Raw genomic sequence first — 13,920 nt, 5'->3', positions numbered from 1 at the left:
CCGACGGGTATGTGCACGGGATACTATTTCTGTCGCCATGCAGAAGAACCCCACCTACAGCAGCCTGGTCGCGGTCGGCGACTCCTTCACCGAGGGCATGTCGGACCTGCTCCCGGACGGCTCCTACCGGGGCTGGGCCGACCTCCTCGCCGGCCGGATGGCCGCTCGAACGCCCGGCTTCCGGTACGCCAACCTCGCGGTGCGCGGGAAGCTGATCGGCCAGATAGTCGACGAGCAGGTCGAGGTCGCGGCTGCCATGCAGGCCGACGTGATCACCCTGGTCGGCGGACTCAACGACACCCTGCGCCCCAAGTGCGACATGGTGCGTGTGCGCGCTCTGCTGACCGAGGCCGTGGAGCGGCTGGCCCCGTCCTGCAAGCAGCTGGTCCTGATGCGCAGTCCCGGCCGCCAGGGCCCCGTGCTGGAGCGGTTCCGGCCGCGCATGGAGGAGCTGTTCGCCCACGTGGACGAGCTGGCGGCGAAGCACGGAGCCGTCGTCGCCGACCTGTACGGCGCCCCGTCCCTCAGGGACCCGCGCCTGTGGGACGTGGACCGGCTGCACCTCTCGGCCGAGGGACACCGCAGGGTCGCGGAGGCCGTGTGGCAGACGCTCGGGTACGACCCCGAGGACACCGAGTGGCGCACGCCGATACCGGCCACGCTGCCCCCGGGGTGGACCTCGCGGCGGGTCGCCGACGCACGGTTCGCCCGGCAGCACCTGCTGCCGTGGATCGGCCGCCGCCTGACCGGCCGCTCCTCCGGCGACGGCCGCCCGGCCAAGCGGCCGCATCTGCTGCCGTACGAGGAGACTGCGGAGTAGCCCCGGTTCCAGCTGCGGGAGGCCGCTCACCCGGCCTAGCGGCTGACGGGGCACGACTCGTCGAGACGTGACGCACGTCTCGTACATTCCACCGAACCGGGCCGCGGCGCTGGCCTGCACAAACCGCCAGTAGAATCTGGACACGTGACTTCTGCGCCCGCCAAGCCCCGCATCCCGAACGTCCTCGCCGGACGCTACGCCTCCACCGAGCTCGCCACGCTCTGGTCCCCCGAGCAGAAGGTGAAGCTGGAGCGGCAGCTCTGGCTCGCCGTGCTGCGGGCCCAGAAGGACCTCGGCATCGAGGTGCCGGACGAGGCGCTCGCCGACTACGAGCGTGTCCTCGACACCGTCGACCTGGCCTCCATCGCCGAGCGCGAGAAGGTCACGCGGCACGACGTGAAGGCGCGGATCGAGGAGTTCAACGACCTCGCCGGGCACGAGCACGTCCACAAGGGCATGACCTCGCGCGACCTCACCGAGAACGTGGAGCAGCTGCAGATCCGGCTCTCGCTGGAGCTGATGCGCGACCGCACCGTGGCCGTGCTGGCGCGCCTGGGCAAGCTGGCCGGCGAGTACGGCGAGCTGGTCATGGCCGGCCGCTCCCACAACGTCGCCGCCCAGGCCACGACGCTCGGCAAGCGGTTCGCGACCGCCGCCGACGAGCTGCTCGTCGCGTACGGCCGGGTCGAGGAGCTCCTCGGCCGCTACCCGCTGCGCGGCATCAAGGGCCCGGTCGGCACCGCGCAGGACATGCTGGACCTGCTCGGCGGTGACGCGGCGAAGCTGGCGGAGCTGGAGAACCGGATCGCCGGGCACCTCGGTTTCGCGCAGGCGTTCACCTCGGTCGGCCAGGTCTACCCGCGCTCCCTGGACTACGAAGTCGTGACCGCGCTGGTGCAGCTGGCGGCGGCGCCGTCGTCGATGGCGAAGACGATCCGGCTGATGGCCGGGCACGAGCTGGTGACCGAGGGCTTCAAGCCGGGTCAGGTCGGCTCCTCCGCGATGCCGCACAAGATGAACACCCGCTCCTGCGAGCGCGTCAACGGCCTGATGGTCATCCTGCGCGGCTACGCCTCGATGACCGGCGAGCTGGCGGGCGACCAGTGGAACGAGGGTGACGTGTCCTGCTCGGTGGTGCGCCGGGTCGCGCTGCCGGACGCGTTCTTCGCGCTGGACGGCCTGCTGGAGACGTTCCTGACGGTGCTCGACGAGTTCGGCGCGTTCCCGGCGGTCGTGGCCCGTGAGCTGGACCGCTACCTGCCGTTCCTCGCCACCACCAAGGTGCTGATGGGCGCGGTGCGCGCCGGCGTCGGCCGTGAGGTCGCGCACGAGGCGATCAAGGAGAACGCCGTCGCTTCCGCGCTGGCGATGCGCGAGCAGGGCGCCGAGCGCAACGAACTGCTCGACAAGCTGGCCGCCGACGAGCGCATCCCGCTCGACCGCGCCGGCCTGGACGCCCTGATGGCCGACAAGCTGTCCTTCACGGGTGCCGCGGCCGACCAGGTCGGCGTCGTCGTGGGCCGGATCGACGAGATCGTGAAGCAGCGCCCGGAGGCCGCCGGTTACACGCCGGGGGCGATCCTCTGACGTCAGGCACGGCATGACGCGCTTCACCGCCGAGGAGTTGGAGGCCGCCCGCGACCGTCTGGTGCCGGACGTCGTCGCGGACGGTCTCCAGGTGCTGTTCTGCGGCATCAACCCCGGTTTGATGACGGCCGCGACCGGTCATCACTTCGCCCGCCCGGGCAACCGTTTCTGGCCGGTCCTGCACCTGTCCGGGTTCACGCCGAGGCTCTTGAAGCCGTCGGAGCAGGAGGAGTTGCTGTCCTACGGGCTCGGCATCACGAACGTCGTGGCGCGGGCGAGCGCGCGAGCCGACGAGCTGAGCGCACAGGAGTACCGCGACGGCGGGCGGCTGCTGGCGACGAAGGTGGCTCGGCTGCGGCCGCGTTGGCTGGCCGTCGTCGGGGTGACCGCCTACCGGGCGGCGTTCGACGACCGCAAAGCGTCGGTGGGGCCGCAGGAGCGGGTGATCGGGGACACGCGCGTGTGGGTGCTGCCGAACCCGAGCGGGCTGAACGCGCATTGGACGGCGCAGGCGATGGCGGAGGAGTACGCCCGGTTGCGGATGGCGGCGGAGCAGGCCTGACAGCTCGGGGTCCCAGCAGCTCAGGGTGGGGCGACGTCCGTGACCACGGCCAGGAGTTGGACGTCGGCGGCGGGGTCCCGGTCGGCGACGGCCACCGCGATCCATCGGCCCGTCCCTTCCGCCTCCCAGAGATAGGCGACGCCGGCGCCGGCGCTGAGAGACCGCCAGGGCTCGGGTATGTCCTCCCGCTCGGTGCGCAGTAGCGTGGTCTGCAGGTTCAACGGATGCGTGTGCCGCCACTGGGGCGCGTACACCTCGTACAGGGCGTCCCGGTCCTTCTCGAACTGCTCCACCGTCGCCGCGCGCGTCCCGCAGTCGTCCTCGCTCCTCTCCAGCACCACGACGTGATACCCGGGCCCCCCGTCGCCGACGTCCGACGGGCCGTGCTCCGCCGGAAAGGGCCGGAAGCACAGCTCGTCGATGAGGGCGATGTGCCGTGCGATGTTCATGGGTCCCAGTAAACCCGGCCGCACTGACAATTGGCGTGCCGTCAGGCGTCCCGGCGCCGCACGCTCCACGCCCCTGCCAGCAGCGCCGCCGCCGTCCACAGCGCGGTCACCGCGAGTCCCGACCAGGGCCCGAGGGTGCCGTCGTAGGTCTGGTGAAGGGCGATCTGGCCCGCCTTGTCGGGCAGGAAGTCCGCGACGGTTCCGGCGGCGTCGCCGATCACGAACGACACGACGAGGATGAACGGGATGAGGACGGAGAGCGTGGCGACACCGCTGCGCAGCACCGCGGTGAGGCCCGCCGCGAACAACGCCATCAGCATGAGGTAGATCCCGCAGCCCATGACCCCGCGCACCTGCTCGGCCGTGGTGAGCCCGCCGGCCGCGGTACCGAGTCCCGCGCGTGCCACCACCAGCGCGGTGAGGGCCGTGACCAGTCCCACGAGCAGGGCCGGCACGGCGATGGCTGTCACCTTCGCCGCGAACCAGCGTCCGCGCTGCGGGACCGCCGCGAGCGACAGTCGCAGCGCACCCCCGTGGTACTCCGACGACACGGCCAGCGCCCCGAACGCGATAGCGGCGATCTGGCCGGGCAGGATCCCGAACATGGCCGTGAACAGCGGGTCGAACTCCGGGTCGGAGCTCCCGTCGGTACCGGCCAGGGCGGAGAACGCCGTGGTCACGGCGAACAGCGCCAGCAGCGCTCCGGGCAGCGAGCGGAGCGTACGGATCTTGAGCCATTCCGAGTGGAGTACGGGTGCGAATGCCATGGTTCAGGCCTCCTGTGGCTGTGCGGTGAACTCAGCCTCGGCCGCGGTCAGATCGAGGTAGGCCTGCTCCAATGTGCCCTCTTCGGCGGCGAGTTCGAGGATGGGGACGCCTGCCTCGGACATGAGGCGGCCGATGTCGTCCACGCGCGCTTGGTGCACACTCCAGTGCCCGTCGTCGTGCTGGACGGCGTCGTGACCGTGGCGGGCGAGGACGGTTCTGAGCGCGGTGGCGTCCGAGGTGCGGATACGGACGCGGGGTTCCACGCGTGCGTGGATGAACTCCCGCACGGGGGTGTCGGCCAGCAGGCGCCCCCTGCCGAGGACCACGAGGTGATCTGCGAAGGACGCGGTCTCGTTCATGAGATGGCTGGAGACCAGGACCGTGCGCCCCTCCCCCGCGAGACGGCGCAGCAACTCGCGGATCCAGATGATGCCTTCGGGGTCGAGGCCGTTGGACGGCTCGTCCAGCAGGACGACCTCGGGGTCACCGAGGAGGGCCGCGGCGATGCCGAGCCGCTGGCGCATACCCAGGGAGTACGTCTTCACCCTGCGCCCCGCCACCGGCGCGAGCCCCGTCTCCTCCAACGCCGCGTCGACGCGGCGGTTCGGGATGCGGTTGGTCGCGGCCAGGACGCGCAGATGGTCGCGGCCGGTTCGGGACCCGTGCGCGGCCTGGGCATCGAGCAACGCGCCCACCTGCCGCAGGGGTTCGCGCAGGGTGGCGTAGGCGTGACCGCCGATGGTGGCGGCTCCCGAGGTCGGCCGGTCGAGGCCGAGGACGAGCCGCATGGTGGTGGACTTCCCGGCGCCGTTGGGGCCGAGGAAGCCGGTGACGCGGCCGGGGAGGACGGTGAAGGTGAGGTCGTCCACGGCTCGCCGGTTGCCGTACTCCTTGGTGAGGGCTTGGACTTCGATGCTGGTCATGGCAGTAACCCTGGCCGCCGGGGGTGGGTCGGCTCCTCCCCCGCCCGTGGAGATCGTCTCCCCCACGCGGGGGAGGTCCGTTGTCAGTGGCGGCTGGCACGCTGACGAAATGGTCCGCTTGCTGCGCCCGTTCGGTCGGGCGGTGACGTACACACGGCTGCTGCATCTGTTCATCGGCATCGTGTGGCCGAGCATGTGGCTGTTCGTGCAGGAAGCGTGGTGGATCTGGCTGGTAGCCGCCGCCGCGCTCGCCCCCGCCGCACTGGTGCCCGCGATGCGGACCGCGGAGGGGCTCCAGGCGAGGCTGCTGCTGACCGGGCACCGGCACGAGCAAGGGAGCACGGACATCGTGGTCGCGCCGTCGGCGTCCTGGGGCGACCGGGGACGGCTCGTCGTCTGGCTGGAGGCGCGGCTGCTGCTGGGCTACGCGACCGTCACATGCGTCACCCAACTGCTCTTCGGCACGGTGCACCTGCTGTCGGCGCCGTTCGACCGGGACTTCGAGGAGGGCGGACTGTTCACCCTCGGCGGCCGCGGCTGGTGGAACGTCCTGCTGGTGCCCCTGCTGCTGGTCGCACTGGCGGCGACGGTGGTCGCCTCCGGCCATCTCATCACGGCACTCGCCCGCCGCCTCCTGGGCCCCACACCCGCCGAGCGCCTCGCGGCCATGGAGGAGCGCACCGAACAGCTCCTGGAACGCACGCGTATCGCCCGTGAACTGCACGACTCCATCGGCCATGCCCTGACCGTCGCCGTGGTGCAGGCGGGCGCCGCCCGCGCGGCCCGCGACCCCGCCTTCACCGACCGGGCCCTGGACGCCATCGAGGAGACCGGCCGGGCCGCCCTGGAGGACCTGGAGCGGGTTCTCGGCATCCTGCGCGAGTCGGAGCGGCCGGTCAGCAGCCGACCGACGCTGACGGACGCGGACCGTCTGCTGGAGTCCGCGCGGGCGTCGGGCGCGAAGGTCGACATCGAGCTGACGGGACCTTTGGACACCGTGCCCGGACCGGTCTCCCGCGAGGGCTACCGCATCCTCCAGGAATCGCTGACCAATGTGCTGCGGCACGCGGGCGCGGTCCCGGTCGGGGCACGCATCGCCGTCGCGGACGGCACGCTCACCCTCGAGGTCCGCAACCCGCTGACCGCCGACATACCCGGGCCCGGCCGGGGCAGTGGCCTGCGCGGGATACGCGAGCGCGCCGCCTTGCTGGGCGGACGTGCGCGGACCGGCCCCGACGAGGGCTACTGGCAGGTACATGTTGAGCTGCCGCTGAGTTGATCTAGGCTGGCCGGATGCCGGTCACCGTTCTCCTCGTCGACGACGAACCCCTCGTACGCGCGGGTCTGCGGGCCGTGTTGGAGGCACAGCCCGACATCGAGGTGGTCGGGGAGGCCGCCGACGGGGCGGCGGTGATCCCACTGGTGAGGCAGCTGCGGCCCGATGTGGTCGCCATGGACGTACGGATGCCGCTGCTGGACGGGATCGAGGCCACGCGCGCGGTGCTGCGCACGGTCGACGAGCCGCCGAAGATCCTCGTCGTCACGACCTTCGAGAACGACGAGTACGTGTACGAGGCGCTGCGGGCCGGTGCCGACGGGTTCCTGCTGAAGCGGGCCCGGCCTGCCGAGATCGTGCACGCGGTGCGGCTGGTCGCCGAGGGCGAGTCGCTGCTTTTCCCCGCGTCGGTGCGGCAGCTGGCCGCACAGTACGGCGACGACGGCGGCAACCGGGCGGCGCGCGCGGTGCTGGAGCGGGCCCGGCTGACCGAGCGGGAGGCCGAGGTGCTGCGGCTGATGGCACGCGGACTGTCGAACGCGGAGATCGCGGCCCGGCTGGTGGTCGGGACGGAGACGGTGAAGTCCCATGTGAGCGCCGTCCTGGCCAAACTGGGGGCGCGGGATCGCACGCAGGCGGTGATCACGGCTTACGAGTCGGGGTTCGTGGCGCCGGGGTGAGCCCGCTCCCGGACCGGGGCGAGGACAGTCGGGCGGACCGACCAGTAGGTTCGGGGGTGCCCGACACTCGCCCGGGTTCGCCACTGCGAGTACCATCCGCCCAACATGCGCACGAGCTGGGAGGACGGACGTTGGGGCCACTGACCGGCGGGGATCCCTCGCTGCTGCGAAGGATCAACTCCGCGGTGGTGCTGCACGCGCTGCGTGCCACGGACGCCGCCACGCTGACGGAGATCACCCGGGTGACCGGGCTGTCCCGGCCCACCGTCGAGGGCGTCGTCGAGGGGCTCATCGAGGCGGGGTACGTCGTCGAGAAGGCGGCCGACGAGAGTGTCGTGCGGCGCCAGGGCCGGCCCGCGCGCCGGTTCCGGTTCCGGGCCGAGGCCGGTCACCTGCTCGGCGTGGAGATCGGATCGCATCGGGTCGCCGCGCTCCTTGCCGACCTGGACGGCCGGATTCTCGGCGCCATCGCCAAGGACGTCGACGAGACGGCTCCGGCCGACGAGCGCCTCGATCGGGTGCGTACGGGCGTGGTCGAGCTGCTGCGCAGGGCCGGTGTGGCGCGCAGCTCGCTGCGGGCTGTCGGGGTCGCGACGCCGGGCATCGTCGAGGCGGACGGGACCGTGCGGCTGGGCGCCGCGCTGCCCGAGTGGACGGGGCTCAGGCTGGGCGAGCGGCTGAGCCGTTCCTTCAAGTGCCCGGTCCTGGTGGAGAACGACGCCAACGCGGCGGCCGTTGCCGAGCACTGGAAGGGCTCCGCCACCGAGTCCGACGACGTGGTGTTCGTCCTGGCCGGGCTGAGCCCCGGCGCCGGTTCGCTGATCGGCGGTCAGCTGCACCGGGGCTTCGGCGGCGCGGCCGGTGAGATCGGCGCGCTGCATCTGCTGGGCCGCGAGGCGACACCTGAAACGCTGCTGTCGACCACGGACGAGCCCCTGCGCCCCCTGGACGAGCACGCCGTCGCCAAGGTGTTCGCCCAGGCCCGCGACGGCGACCAACAGGCCCTCGCGGCCGTCGATCGCTTCATTCAGCGCCTCGTCCACGACGTGGCCGCGCTCGTCCTGGCTCTCGACCCCGAGCTGGTCGTCGTCGGCGGCTGGGCGGCCGGCCTGGACGGCGTACTGGAGCCGCTGCGCCGCGAGCTGGCCCGCTACTGCCTGCGTCCGCCGAAGGTCGCGCTGTCCCTCCTCGGCGAAGCCGCCGTGGCGACCGGCGCGCTGCGGCTCGCTCTCGACCATGTCGAGGAGCAGCTGTTCGCGGTCGAGGGGACTGTCACGGGGCGACGCTGACGGTCATCCGGTCAGGCACAGGGCCGGCGCGCCACCGGCAGGCAGCGGCGCGACCTCCGCGCCACTCAACGCGCCGCGCCCCGGAGTCGATCCAGGGCGCGAGCATGTGCCGGTACGACGGTCAGGACGCCTGGCGCTCCGGGCCCTGGTGGATCTCCACGCCGCCGGAGTCGCCGAAGGTCAGCCGGCAGGTGTCCGCGCGGTACGTGGCGACGGAGAGCACGGCGGTGCGGCCGTCGGCGAGGTAGCGGGTGGTCACGACGAGGACGGGCGCTCCCGGGAGGCGGTCCAGCTCCTTGGCGTCGTCCGCGCGTGCCGAGCCCAGCTCGACGGCGCTGTCCTGGCCCTCCAGCTCCAGGCGCTGCAGCTCGCGCAGCACGGCACGCGCGCGTGCCGCTCCGGCCGGGGCGTCGATGGCGGAGAGGTCGGGCACCGAGGACTGCGGGATGTAGAGCAGTTCGGCGGCGACGGGCTGGCCGTGCGTGACGCGGGAGCGGCGCACGGTGTGCACCGCCTCGTCCCGGCCGCTCTCCAGGGCGTCCGCGACGGACGCGGGCGGCGCCGCCAGTGCGCAGTCCGCGGGCTGCCAGACGTCGTCGGTCGCCCCCGGCCAGGCGTGCTGCTCGCCCCCGACGGACACGCCCACGCGCGGCGGCGCGACAGTCGTACCGACACCGCGGCGGCGCTGCAGCCTGCCTTCCAGTTCGAGCTGTTCCAGGGCCTGCCGGAGCGTGGCCCTGGCGACGCCGAAGCGGGCTGCCAGGTCGCGTTCGTTGGGCAGAATCTCGCCAACGGTGAACTCGGAGTCCAGTGCCTCACTGAGCACGGTCCTCAGATGCCAGTACTTCGGTTCCGGCACCGTTTCCAGCTGCGTGGTCCCCACCCTGTCCTCCGCAATCGCCGTGGCCCGTCGGCGTTTTAGCGCCCTTGTTTATTAAAGGTTGTTGCACTTATCTGCGACCATAGGGCGGCCCTCACCCTTGGTCAATACCAATCGCCGGGAACGTTCACGGGACGGCTCGCGCCGCCACCGCCGGGACGGGGCGGTGAGAGCTACGCCGTCGCCAGCGACGTCAGCTTGTCGGGGTTGCGGATGATGTAGACCGACTGGATCTGCCCGTCCAGGACGTCCAGTTGGAAGACGCTGTCGGGCTTGTCGCCGGACCGCACCAGCACCGCGGGGCCACCGTTGATCTCCAGGAACCGGAAGGTGACATCGGGGACGCCGTTCCGGGTGACGCCCACGAGGAAGCGCCCGACCTTGTCGGCCGTCTCCAGGACGCGTACCGGCGCCTTGGCCTTGCCGCCGCTGTCGCCGACGAGACGGACGTCCGGGGCAAGCAGCGACATCAGGCCCTCCAGGTCTCCCTCCGCCGCCGCGGCCAGGAACCTTTCGGTGAGATCGCGTCGCTGGGCGGGGTCGACCTCGTACCGCGGCCGCCGCTCGTCGACATGCTTGCGGGCCCGCCCGGCCAGCTGGCGCACCGCCGCCTCGCCGCGGTCGAGCATGGCGGCGATCTCGGCGTAGGGGTAGCCGAAGGCCTCCCTGAGGACGAACACCGCCCGCTCCAGCGGTGACAGCGACTCCAGGACGACGAGCACGGCGAGGGAGACGGAATCGGCGAGGACGGCCCGCTCGGCGGTGTCCGGGACGGCGTCCCCGAAGGCGGTGACGTACGGCTCCGGCAGCCAGGGACCGACGTAGGTCTCGCCTCGCGCCTTGACCTGGCGCAGTCGGTCGATGGCGAGCCGGGTCGTGATGCGCACCAGGTAGGCGCGCGGTTCGCGCACCTCGGACCGCTCGGCGCCCGACCAGCGCAGCCAGGCCTCCTGCACCACGTCCTCCGCGTCGGCCACACGGCCGAGCATGCGGTAGGCGACCCCCAGGAGGACGGGGCGGTGCTCTTCGAAGACGTCGGTCTCGGTGTCGGTGGTCACCGCTCCATCCCAGCCGACGCGTCCGGCCGTGTCCAGGCGAAATCGACCCCCTCCACCCCGTGTCGTTCAACCTCGGGGGGCGCAGGGCGCGTTGGGGAGCACGCGAGCCCGGTGTCCGCGACGGTCAGGGTCTACCCGTCGGTAGCAATTGCTGACAAGCTGTCTACGGCCGTCCGTCAGCGTGTCCCAGCCAAGGAGCAACCCCATGTCCGCCACCGTCTCCTTCCAGGTCGCCTCTCCCCACGGCCCGCAGAGCGTGAGCGTCGACTACACGCGCGTGGGCAGCGGCGAACCGCTGCTCCTGCTGCACGGGATCGGGCATCACCGGCAGGTCTGGGAACCGGTGATCGACATCCTCGCGACCGAGCGCGATGTGATCTCCGTGGACCTGCCCGGCTTCGGAACGTCCCCGGGCCTGCCGAACGCCCTCTCCTACGACCTGGCGACGACGACGGCCGTCTTCGGTGCCTTGTGCGAGGCCATGGAACTCGACCGGCCGCATGTGGTGGGCAACTCGCTGGGCGGCCTGATCGCACTCGAACTCGGCCGCGAGAAGCTCGTGCGGTCCGTCACCGCCCTCTCCCCGGCCGGGTTCTGGGCGGAGGCCGAGCGGCGTTACGCCTTCGGCGTGCTGCTCGCGATGCGGCAGATCTCCCGCCGGTTGCCGCTGCCGCTGGTGGAGCAGCTGTCCCGGTCGGCGGCCGGCCGTACGGTCCTGACGAGCACGATCTACGCCCGTCCCGGCCGCCGGTCACCCGACGCCGTGGTCGCCGAGACCCTGGCGCTGGCGCGGGCCACGGGCTTCGACCAGACCCTCGACGCCGGCCGGGCCGTCCGGTTCACCGACGACATCCCCGGGATCCCGGTCACCGTGGCCTGGGGCACCAGGGACCGGCTGCTCGTGCGCCGCCAGGGCGTGCGCGCCAAGCAGATCATCCCCCGGGCGCGCCTCGTCAGGCTGCCCGGCTGCGGCCACTGCCCCATGAACGACGACCCGGCCCTGGTCGCGCGCGTCATCCTCGACGGCAGCCGCTGACCCACGCGGGGCGCGCGCCAACGCGCCCGACCCCAGGGCGACTCCGGCGCCGACCAGGGCGCTCCCCAGCGCCTGTACGGCGCCGTAGGAGCCGGTTCCGACGAGCGGGGCGGTGCAGGCGGCGGCCACCGGGATGAGGCCGGAGAAGAGCGTGGCGCGCTCGGCGCCGATCCGCTGCATGCCCATGTACCAGCACACGAAGCCGACCACGGTCACGACCACCGCCTGCCACAGCAGAGCGGCCGCCTCGGTGGTGTCTGGCCGGCGCAGCCACGCGGTGCCGTCCAGGAGCAGTCCGGCCGCCGCGGACTCGACCGCCGCGACACCGCACACCGCGGCGGACAGCAGCCGCGGGCCCAGCGGGCGCAGCACGGGCACGGCCAGGACGGCGAAACCGACCTCGCCGACCAGCGCACAGGCGGAGAAGGCGATGCCGGCGCCGTCCGTACGCCCCCAGCCCTGGACCGTGACCGCGCCCGTCGCGACCAACAACGCCCCGTAGAGGACGGTCCGTTGGGGGCGGCGCTTGTCCAGCAGGGGGACGACCACGGCCACGACCACGGGCGCGCAGCCGACGAAGACTCCGGGAACCGCCGGTTCGGCCGTGCGCTCGGCGGCGATCACAGCCAGGTTGAAGCCGACCATGCCGACGGCGGCGAGTACTACGAGGCGGGCCCACTGACGGGCCGCGAGCGCGCGCAGCCGGGCCGTGGCACCACGCCCGGCCAGCGGGATCAGCAGGAGGCAGGCGAGGGCGTAGCGCAGGAACTGGCCGCCGGCGTACGGGTAGTCGCCGAGGAGGCTGTTGGCGGTGAAGGATCCCCCGACGAGGACGCAGGCGAACGCGGCGAGCAGGGCTCCGCGCGCGGTGGTGGCTTTCATGGCAGCGACGGTAGGAAGCGCAGCGGTCCGGATTAAGGTCCACTTTCATGACGCCATCGCAGACCAATCCGGCCGGGAGGGCGGCACGACACGCCACGGACGCCTCGGAGGCCTCGGCAGACGGTTGCTCGGTGCGGGCGAGCGGCCTTAGCGGGCGGGCGCAGCCCTCCGCGGCGCCGACCCCAGGTGGCCCGCAGCCTCCCGTGGACTCCGCGGCCTGGGAGTTGCTGCTGCCTGCCGCGTCGGCGCCGGCACGCGCGCGTGGGCGTTCGCTGCAGGCGGCGCTGCGTGAGGCGGTGCGGTCGGGGCGGCTGGCGCCGGACACCCGGCTGCCGTCGAGCCGGGATCTCGCGGCCGACCTCGGTGTGTCGCGCGGGCTGATCACCGAGGCGTACGAGCAGCTGACGGCGGAGGGCTATCTGCGCAGCGGCCGGGGTGCCGGAACCTGGGTGGGCAGTGCCGTACGGTCCGCCCGGCCACGCGCGCGTGATCTCGCTCCACGCGCCACCGGCCCCCACGCCGACTTCGTACCCGGGACACCGGACATGTCCCTGTTCCCGCGCGCGGCGTGGGCTGCCGCGCAGCGCGGCGTGCTGGCCGAGCTGCCGCACGCCGAACTCGGCTATCCCGACCCGCGCGGGGTGCCCCGGCTGCGTACGGCGCTGGCCGAACTGCTGGCGCGCCGCCGGGGCGTGGTCGCGGACCCCGAGCGCATCGTGGTCGTGTCCGGGGTGGCGCAGGCGACGACCCTGCTCGGGTTCGTGCTGCACGCGCGCGGGATGCGCGAAGTGGGCGTGGAGAATCCCGGGAGCCCACAGCACGAAGCGCTCTACGCGGCAGCGGGGGTGACCACCGTGCCGCTGCCGCTGGACGACGAGGGGCTCGCCGTCGGACCGTTGCGGGAGTCCGGCGTACGGTCCGTCGTCACGACCCCGGCGCACCAGTTCCCCACCGGCATCGCCTACTCGGCGCGTCGCCGTGCCGAACTGCTCGACTGGGCGCGGTCCGTCGACGGATTCGTCCTGGAGGACGACTACGACGGCGACTTCCGGTACGACCGTGCGCCCGTCGGCGCGCTCCAGGGGCTCGACCCCGAGCGCGTCGCGTACGCGGGATCGGTCAGCAAGTCCCTCGCACCGGGCCTCCGGCTCGGCTGGCTGCTCGTGCCGGAGGCGCTGGCCGAGGATGTCGTCGAGCGCAAGCGGACCATGGATCTCGGCCATCCCACCCTCGATCAGGCGCTGTTCGCCCGGTTCCTGGAGCGCGGCGACTACGACCGCCAGCTGCGCCGGTGCCAGCGCGCGTACCGGGAGCGCCGCGACACCCTCGTATCCGCCCTGGAGGAGCACTTCCCGGGCGCGGAGGTGACCGGGATCGCCGCGGGCCTGCACGTCATCGCCGCGCTGCCGGAGCGGTACGGGCCCCAGGAGCGGTTCCTCGCGCGCGTGGCCGCGGCCGGGGTGGCGGTGCGGCCTCTGACGGACTACGCACACGCGCGTGCCGGGGAGGAGGGCCGGCCGGGTGTGCGGCTGGTCCTGGGCTACGCGCATTTGTCGCCGACGCGGATCCGGGCGGGTGTACGGCTCATGGCGGAGGCGGTCGTCGCAGGTCCGCGCTGATCGGCACTGCACCGGCACTGCACCCGGCACGCCGGTTCCCTTGCGGATGCGGTCGGTTGTTCACTTGTGGTTTCCGTGTGCGCTGCGGCGC

13 protein-coding genes and 1 pseudogene are annotated in these 13,920 nt (G+C 72.6%); 8 read left to right on the top strand and 6 right to left on the bottom strand.

All coding sequences use genetic code 11. From position 1 onward, the window contains the following. The first annotated feature begins 37 nt into the window (after positions 1 to 37). From OHT51_RS36145 to mug, 3 genes are all read left to right on the top strand, one after another. A complete protein-coding gene (locus OHT51_RS36145) occupies positions 38 to 820 on the top strand; it encodes an SGNH/GDSL hydrolase family protein (RefSeq protein ID WP_328883098.1) in 783 nt (260 codons plus the stop codon). 144 nt (positions 821 to 964) lie between these two features. Further along, positions 965 to 2,407 (top strand): adenylosuccinate lyase, encoded by a 1,443-nt coding sequence (gene purB / locus OHT51_RS36140; RefSeq protein ID WP_328883097.1) that lies wholly within the window; start codon positions 965 to 967, stop codon positions 2,405 to 2,407. A gap of 13 nt (positions 2,408 to 2,420) precedes the next feature. Then, complete coding sequence (gene mug, locus OHT51_RS36135) at positions 2,421 to 2,969, top strand: G/U mismatch-specific DNA glycosylase (RefSeq protein ID WP_328883096.1); 549 nt, start codon at positions 2,421 to 2,423, stop codon at positions 2,967 to 2,969. Positions 2,970 to 2,989: 20 nt separating this feature from the next. Here mug and OHT51_RS36130 read toward each other — a convergent pair whose 3' ends face one another. The 3 genes from OHT51_RS36130 to OHT51_RS36120 are packed head-to-tail and all read right to left on the bottom strand — an operon-like array spanning position 2,990 to position 5,109. After that, positions 2,990 to 3,418 (bottom strand): hypothetical protein, encoded by a 429-nt coding sequence (locus OHT51_RS36130; protein WP_328883095.1) that lies wholly within the window; start codon positions 3,416 to 3,418, stop codon positions 2,990 to 2,992. 41 nt (positions 3,419 to 3,459) lie between these two features. After that, on the bottom strand, positions 3,460 to 4,185 hold the full coding sequence (locus tag OHT51_RS36125) for an ABC transporter permease (RefSeq protein WP_328883094.1): 726 nt from the start codon (positions 4,183 to 4,185) through the stop codon (positions 3,460 to 3,462). A 3-nt stretch (positions 4,186 to 4,188) separates the two neighbouring features. Next, a complete protein-coding gene (locus OHT51_RS36120) occupies positions 4,189 to 5,109 on the bottom strand; it encodes an ABC transporter ATP-binding protein (RefSeq protein WP_328883093.1) in 921 nt (306 codons plus the stop codon). A 109-nt stretch (positions 5,110 to 5,218) separates the two neighbouring features. Between OHT51_RS36120 and OHT51_RS36115 the strand changes: the two genes are divergently transcribed. From OHT51_RS36115 to OHT51_RS36105, 3 genes are all read left to right on the top strand, one after another. Then, positions 5,219 to 6,388, top strand: a complete 1,170-nt coding sequence (locus OHT51_RS36115) for a sensor histidine kinase (RefSeq protein WP_328883092.1) — start codon at positions 5,219 to 5,221, stop codon at positions 6,386 to 6,388. A 14-nt stretch (positions 6,389 to 6,402) separates the two neighbouring features. After that, complete coding sequence (locus OHT51_RS36110; protein ID WP_328883091.1) at positions 6,403 to 7,065, top strand: response regulator transcription factor; 663 nt, start codon at positions 6,403 to 6,405, stop codon at positions 7,063 to 7,065. A gap of 131 nt (positions 7,066 to 7,196) precedes the next feature. Beyond that, the gene (locus OHT51_RS36105; protein ID WP_328883090.1) at positions 7,197 to 8,354 is read left to right on the top strand and encodes an ROK family protein; all 1,158 of its coding nucleotides are present in this window, start codon (positions 7,197 to 7,199) and stop codon (positions 8,352 to 8,354) included. Positions 8,355 to 8,475: 121 nt separating this feature from the next. Here the strand turns inward: OHT51_RS36105 and OHT51_RS36100 are convergent, their stop codons facing one another. Both OHT51_RS36100 and OHT51_RS36095 read right to left on the bottom strand, forming a co-directional pair. Then, a complete protein-coding gene (locus OHT51_RS36100) occupies positions 8,476 to 9,237 on the bottom strand; it encodes a GntR family transcriptional regulator (RefSeq protein WP_328883089.1) in 762 nt (253 codons plus the stop codon). 170 nt (positions 9,238 to 9,407) lie between these two features. Continuing rightward, complete coding sequence (locus OHT51_RS36095) at positions 9,408 to 10,292, bottom strand: RNA polymerase sigma-70 factor (protein ID WP_328883088.1); 885 nt, start codon at positions 10,290 to 10,292, stop codon at positions 9,408 to 9,410. Positions 10,293 to 10,497: 205 nt separating this feature from the next. Between OHT51_RS36095 and OHT51_RS36090 the strand changes: the two genes are divergently transcribed. Then, positions 10,498 to 11,328, top strand: a complete 831-nt coding sequence (locus OHT51_RS36090) for an alpha/beta fold hydrolase (protein WP_328883087.1) — start codon at positions 10,498 to 10,500, stop codon at positions 11,326 to 11,328. A 93-nt stretch (positions 11,329 to 11,421) separates the two neighbouring features. On the opposite strand, the pseudogene OHT51_RS36085 reads toward OHT51_RS36090, so the two are convergent. Continuing rightward, a pseudogene (locus OHT51_RS36085) lies at positions 11,422 to 12,210 on the bottom strand (EamA family transporter); the annotation flags it as partial. 203 nt (positions 12,211 to 12,413) lie between these two features. Here OHT51_RS36085 and pdxR point away from each other — a divergent pair. After that, positions 12,414 to 13,829 (top strand): MocR-like pyridoxine biosynthesis transcription factor PdxR, encoded by a 1,416-nt coding sequence (gene pdxR / locus OHT51_RS36080; RefSeq protein WP_328883086.1) that lies wholly within the window; start codon positions 12,414 to 12,416, stop codon positions 13,827 to 13,829. Positions 13,830 to 13,920 lie beyond the last annotated feature (91 nt).

The organism is Streptomyces sp. NBC_00299 (assembly GCF_036173045.1).
In the GTDB taxonomy this organism is placed as follows: Bacteria; Actinomycetota; Actinomycetes; order Streptomycetales; family Streptomycetaceae; genus Streptomyces; species Streptomyces machairae.
The sequence above is the reverse complement of the archived record's forward strand: the minus strand, read 5'-3'. Positions and strand labels throughout refer to the sequence as shown.

What these genes read in the sequence shown, in the direction of transcription:
- OHT51_RS36120 (WP_328883093.1), bottom strand. Translation starts at nt 5,109, where the DNA reads ATGACCAGCATCGAAGTCCAAGCCCTCACCAAGGAGTACGGCAACCGG.
- mug (WP_328883096.1), top strand. Translation starts at nt 2,421, where the DNA reads ATGACGCGCTTCACCGCCGAGGAGTTGGAGGCCGCCCGCGACCGTCTG.
- OHT51_RS36125 (WP_328883094.1), bottom strand. Translation starts at nt 4,185, where the DNA reads ATGGCATTCGCACCCGTACTCCACTCGGAATGGCTCAAGATCCGTACG.
- OHT51_RS36130 (WP_328883095.1), bottom strand. Translation starts at nt 3,418, where the DNA reads ATGAACATCGCACGGCACATCGCCCTCATCGACGAGCTGTGCTTCCGG.
- OHT51_RS36145 (WP_328883098.1), top strand. Translation starts at nt 38, where the DNA reads ATGCAGAAGAACCCCACCTACAGCAGCCTGGTCGCGGTCGGCGACTCC.
- OHT51_RS36090 (WP_328883087.1), top strand. Translation starts at nt 10,498, where the DNA reads ATGTCCGCCACCGTCTCCTTCCAGGTCGCCTCTCCCCACGGCCCGCAG.
- OHT51_RS36110 (WP_328883091.1), top strand. Translation starts at nt 6,403, where the DNA reads ATGCCGGTCACCGTTCTCCTCGTCGACGACGAACCCCTCGTACGCGCG.
- OHT51_RS36115 (WP_328883092.1), top strand. Translation starts at nt 5,219, where the DNA reads ATGGTCCGCTTGCTGCGCCCGTTCGGTCGGGCGGTGACGTACACACGG.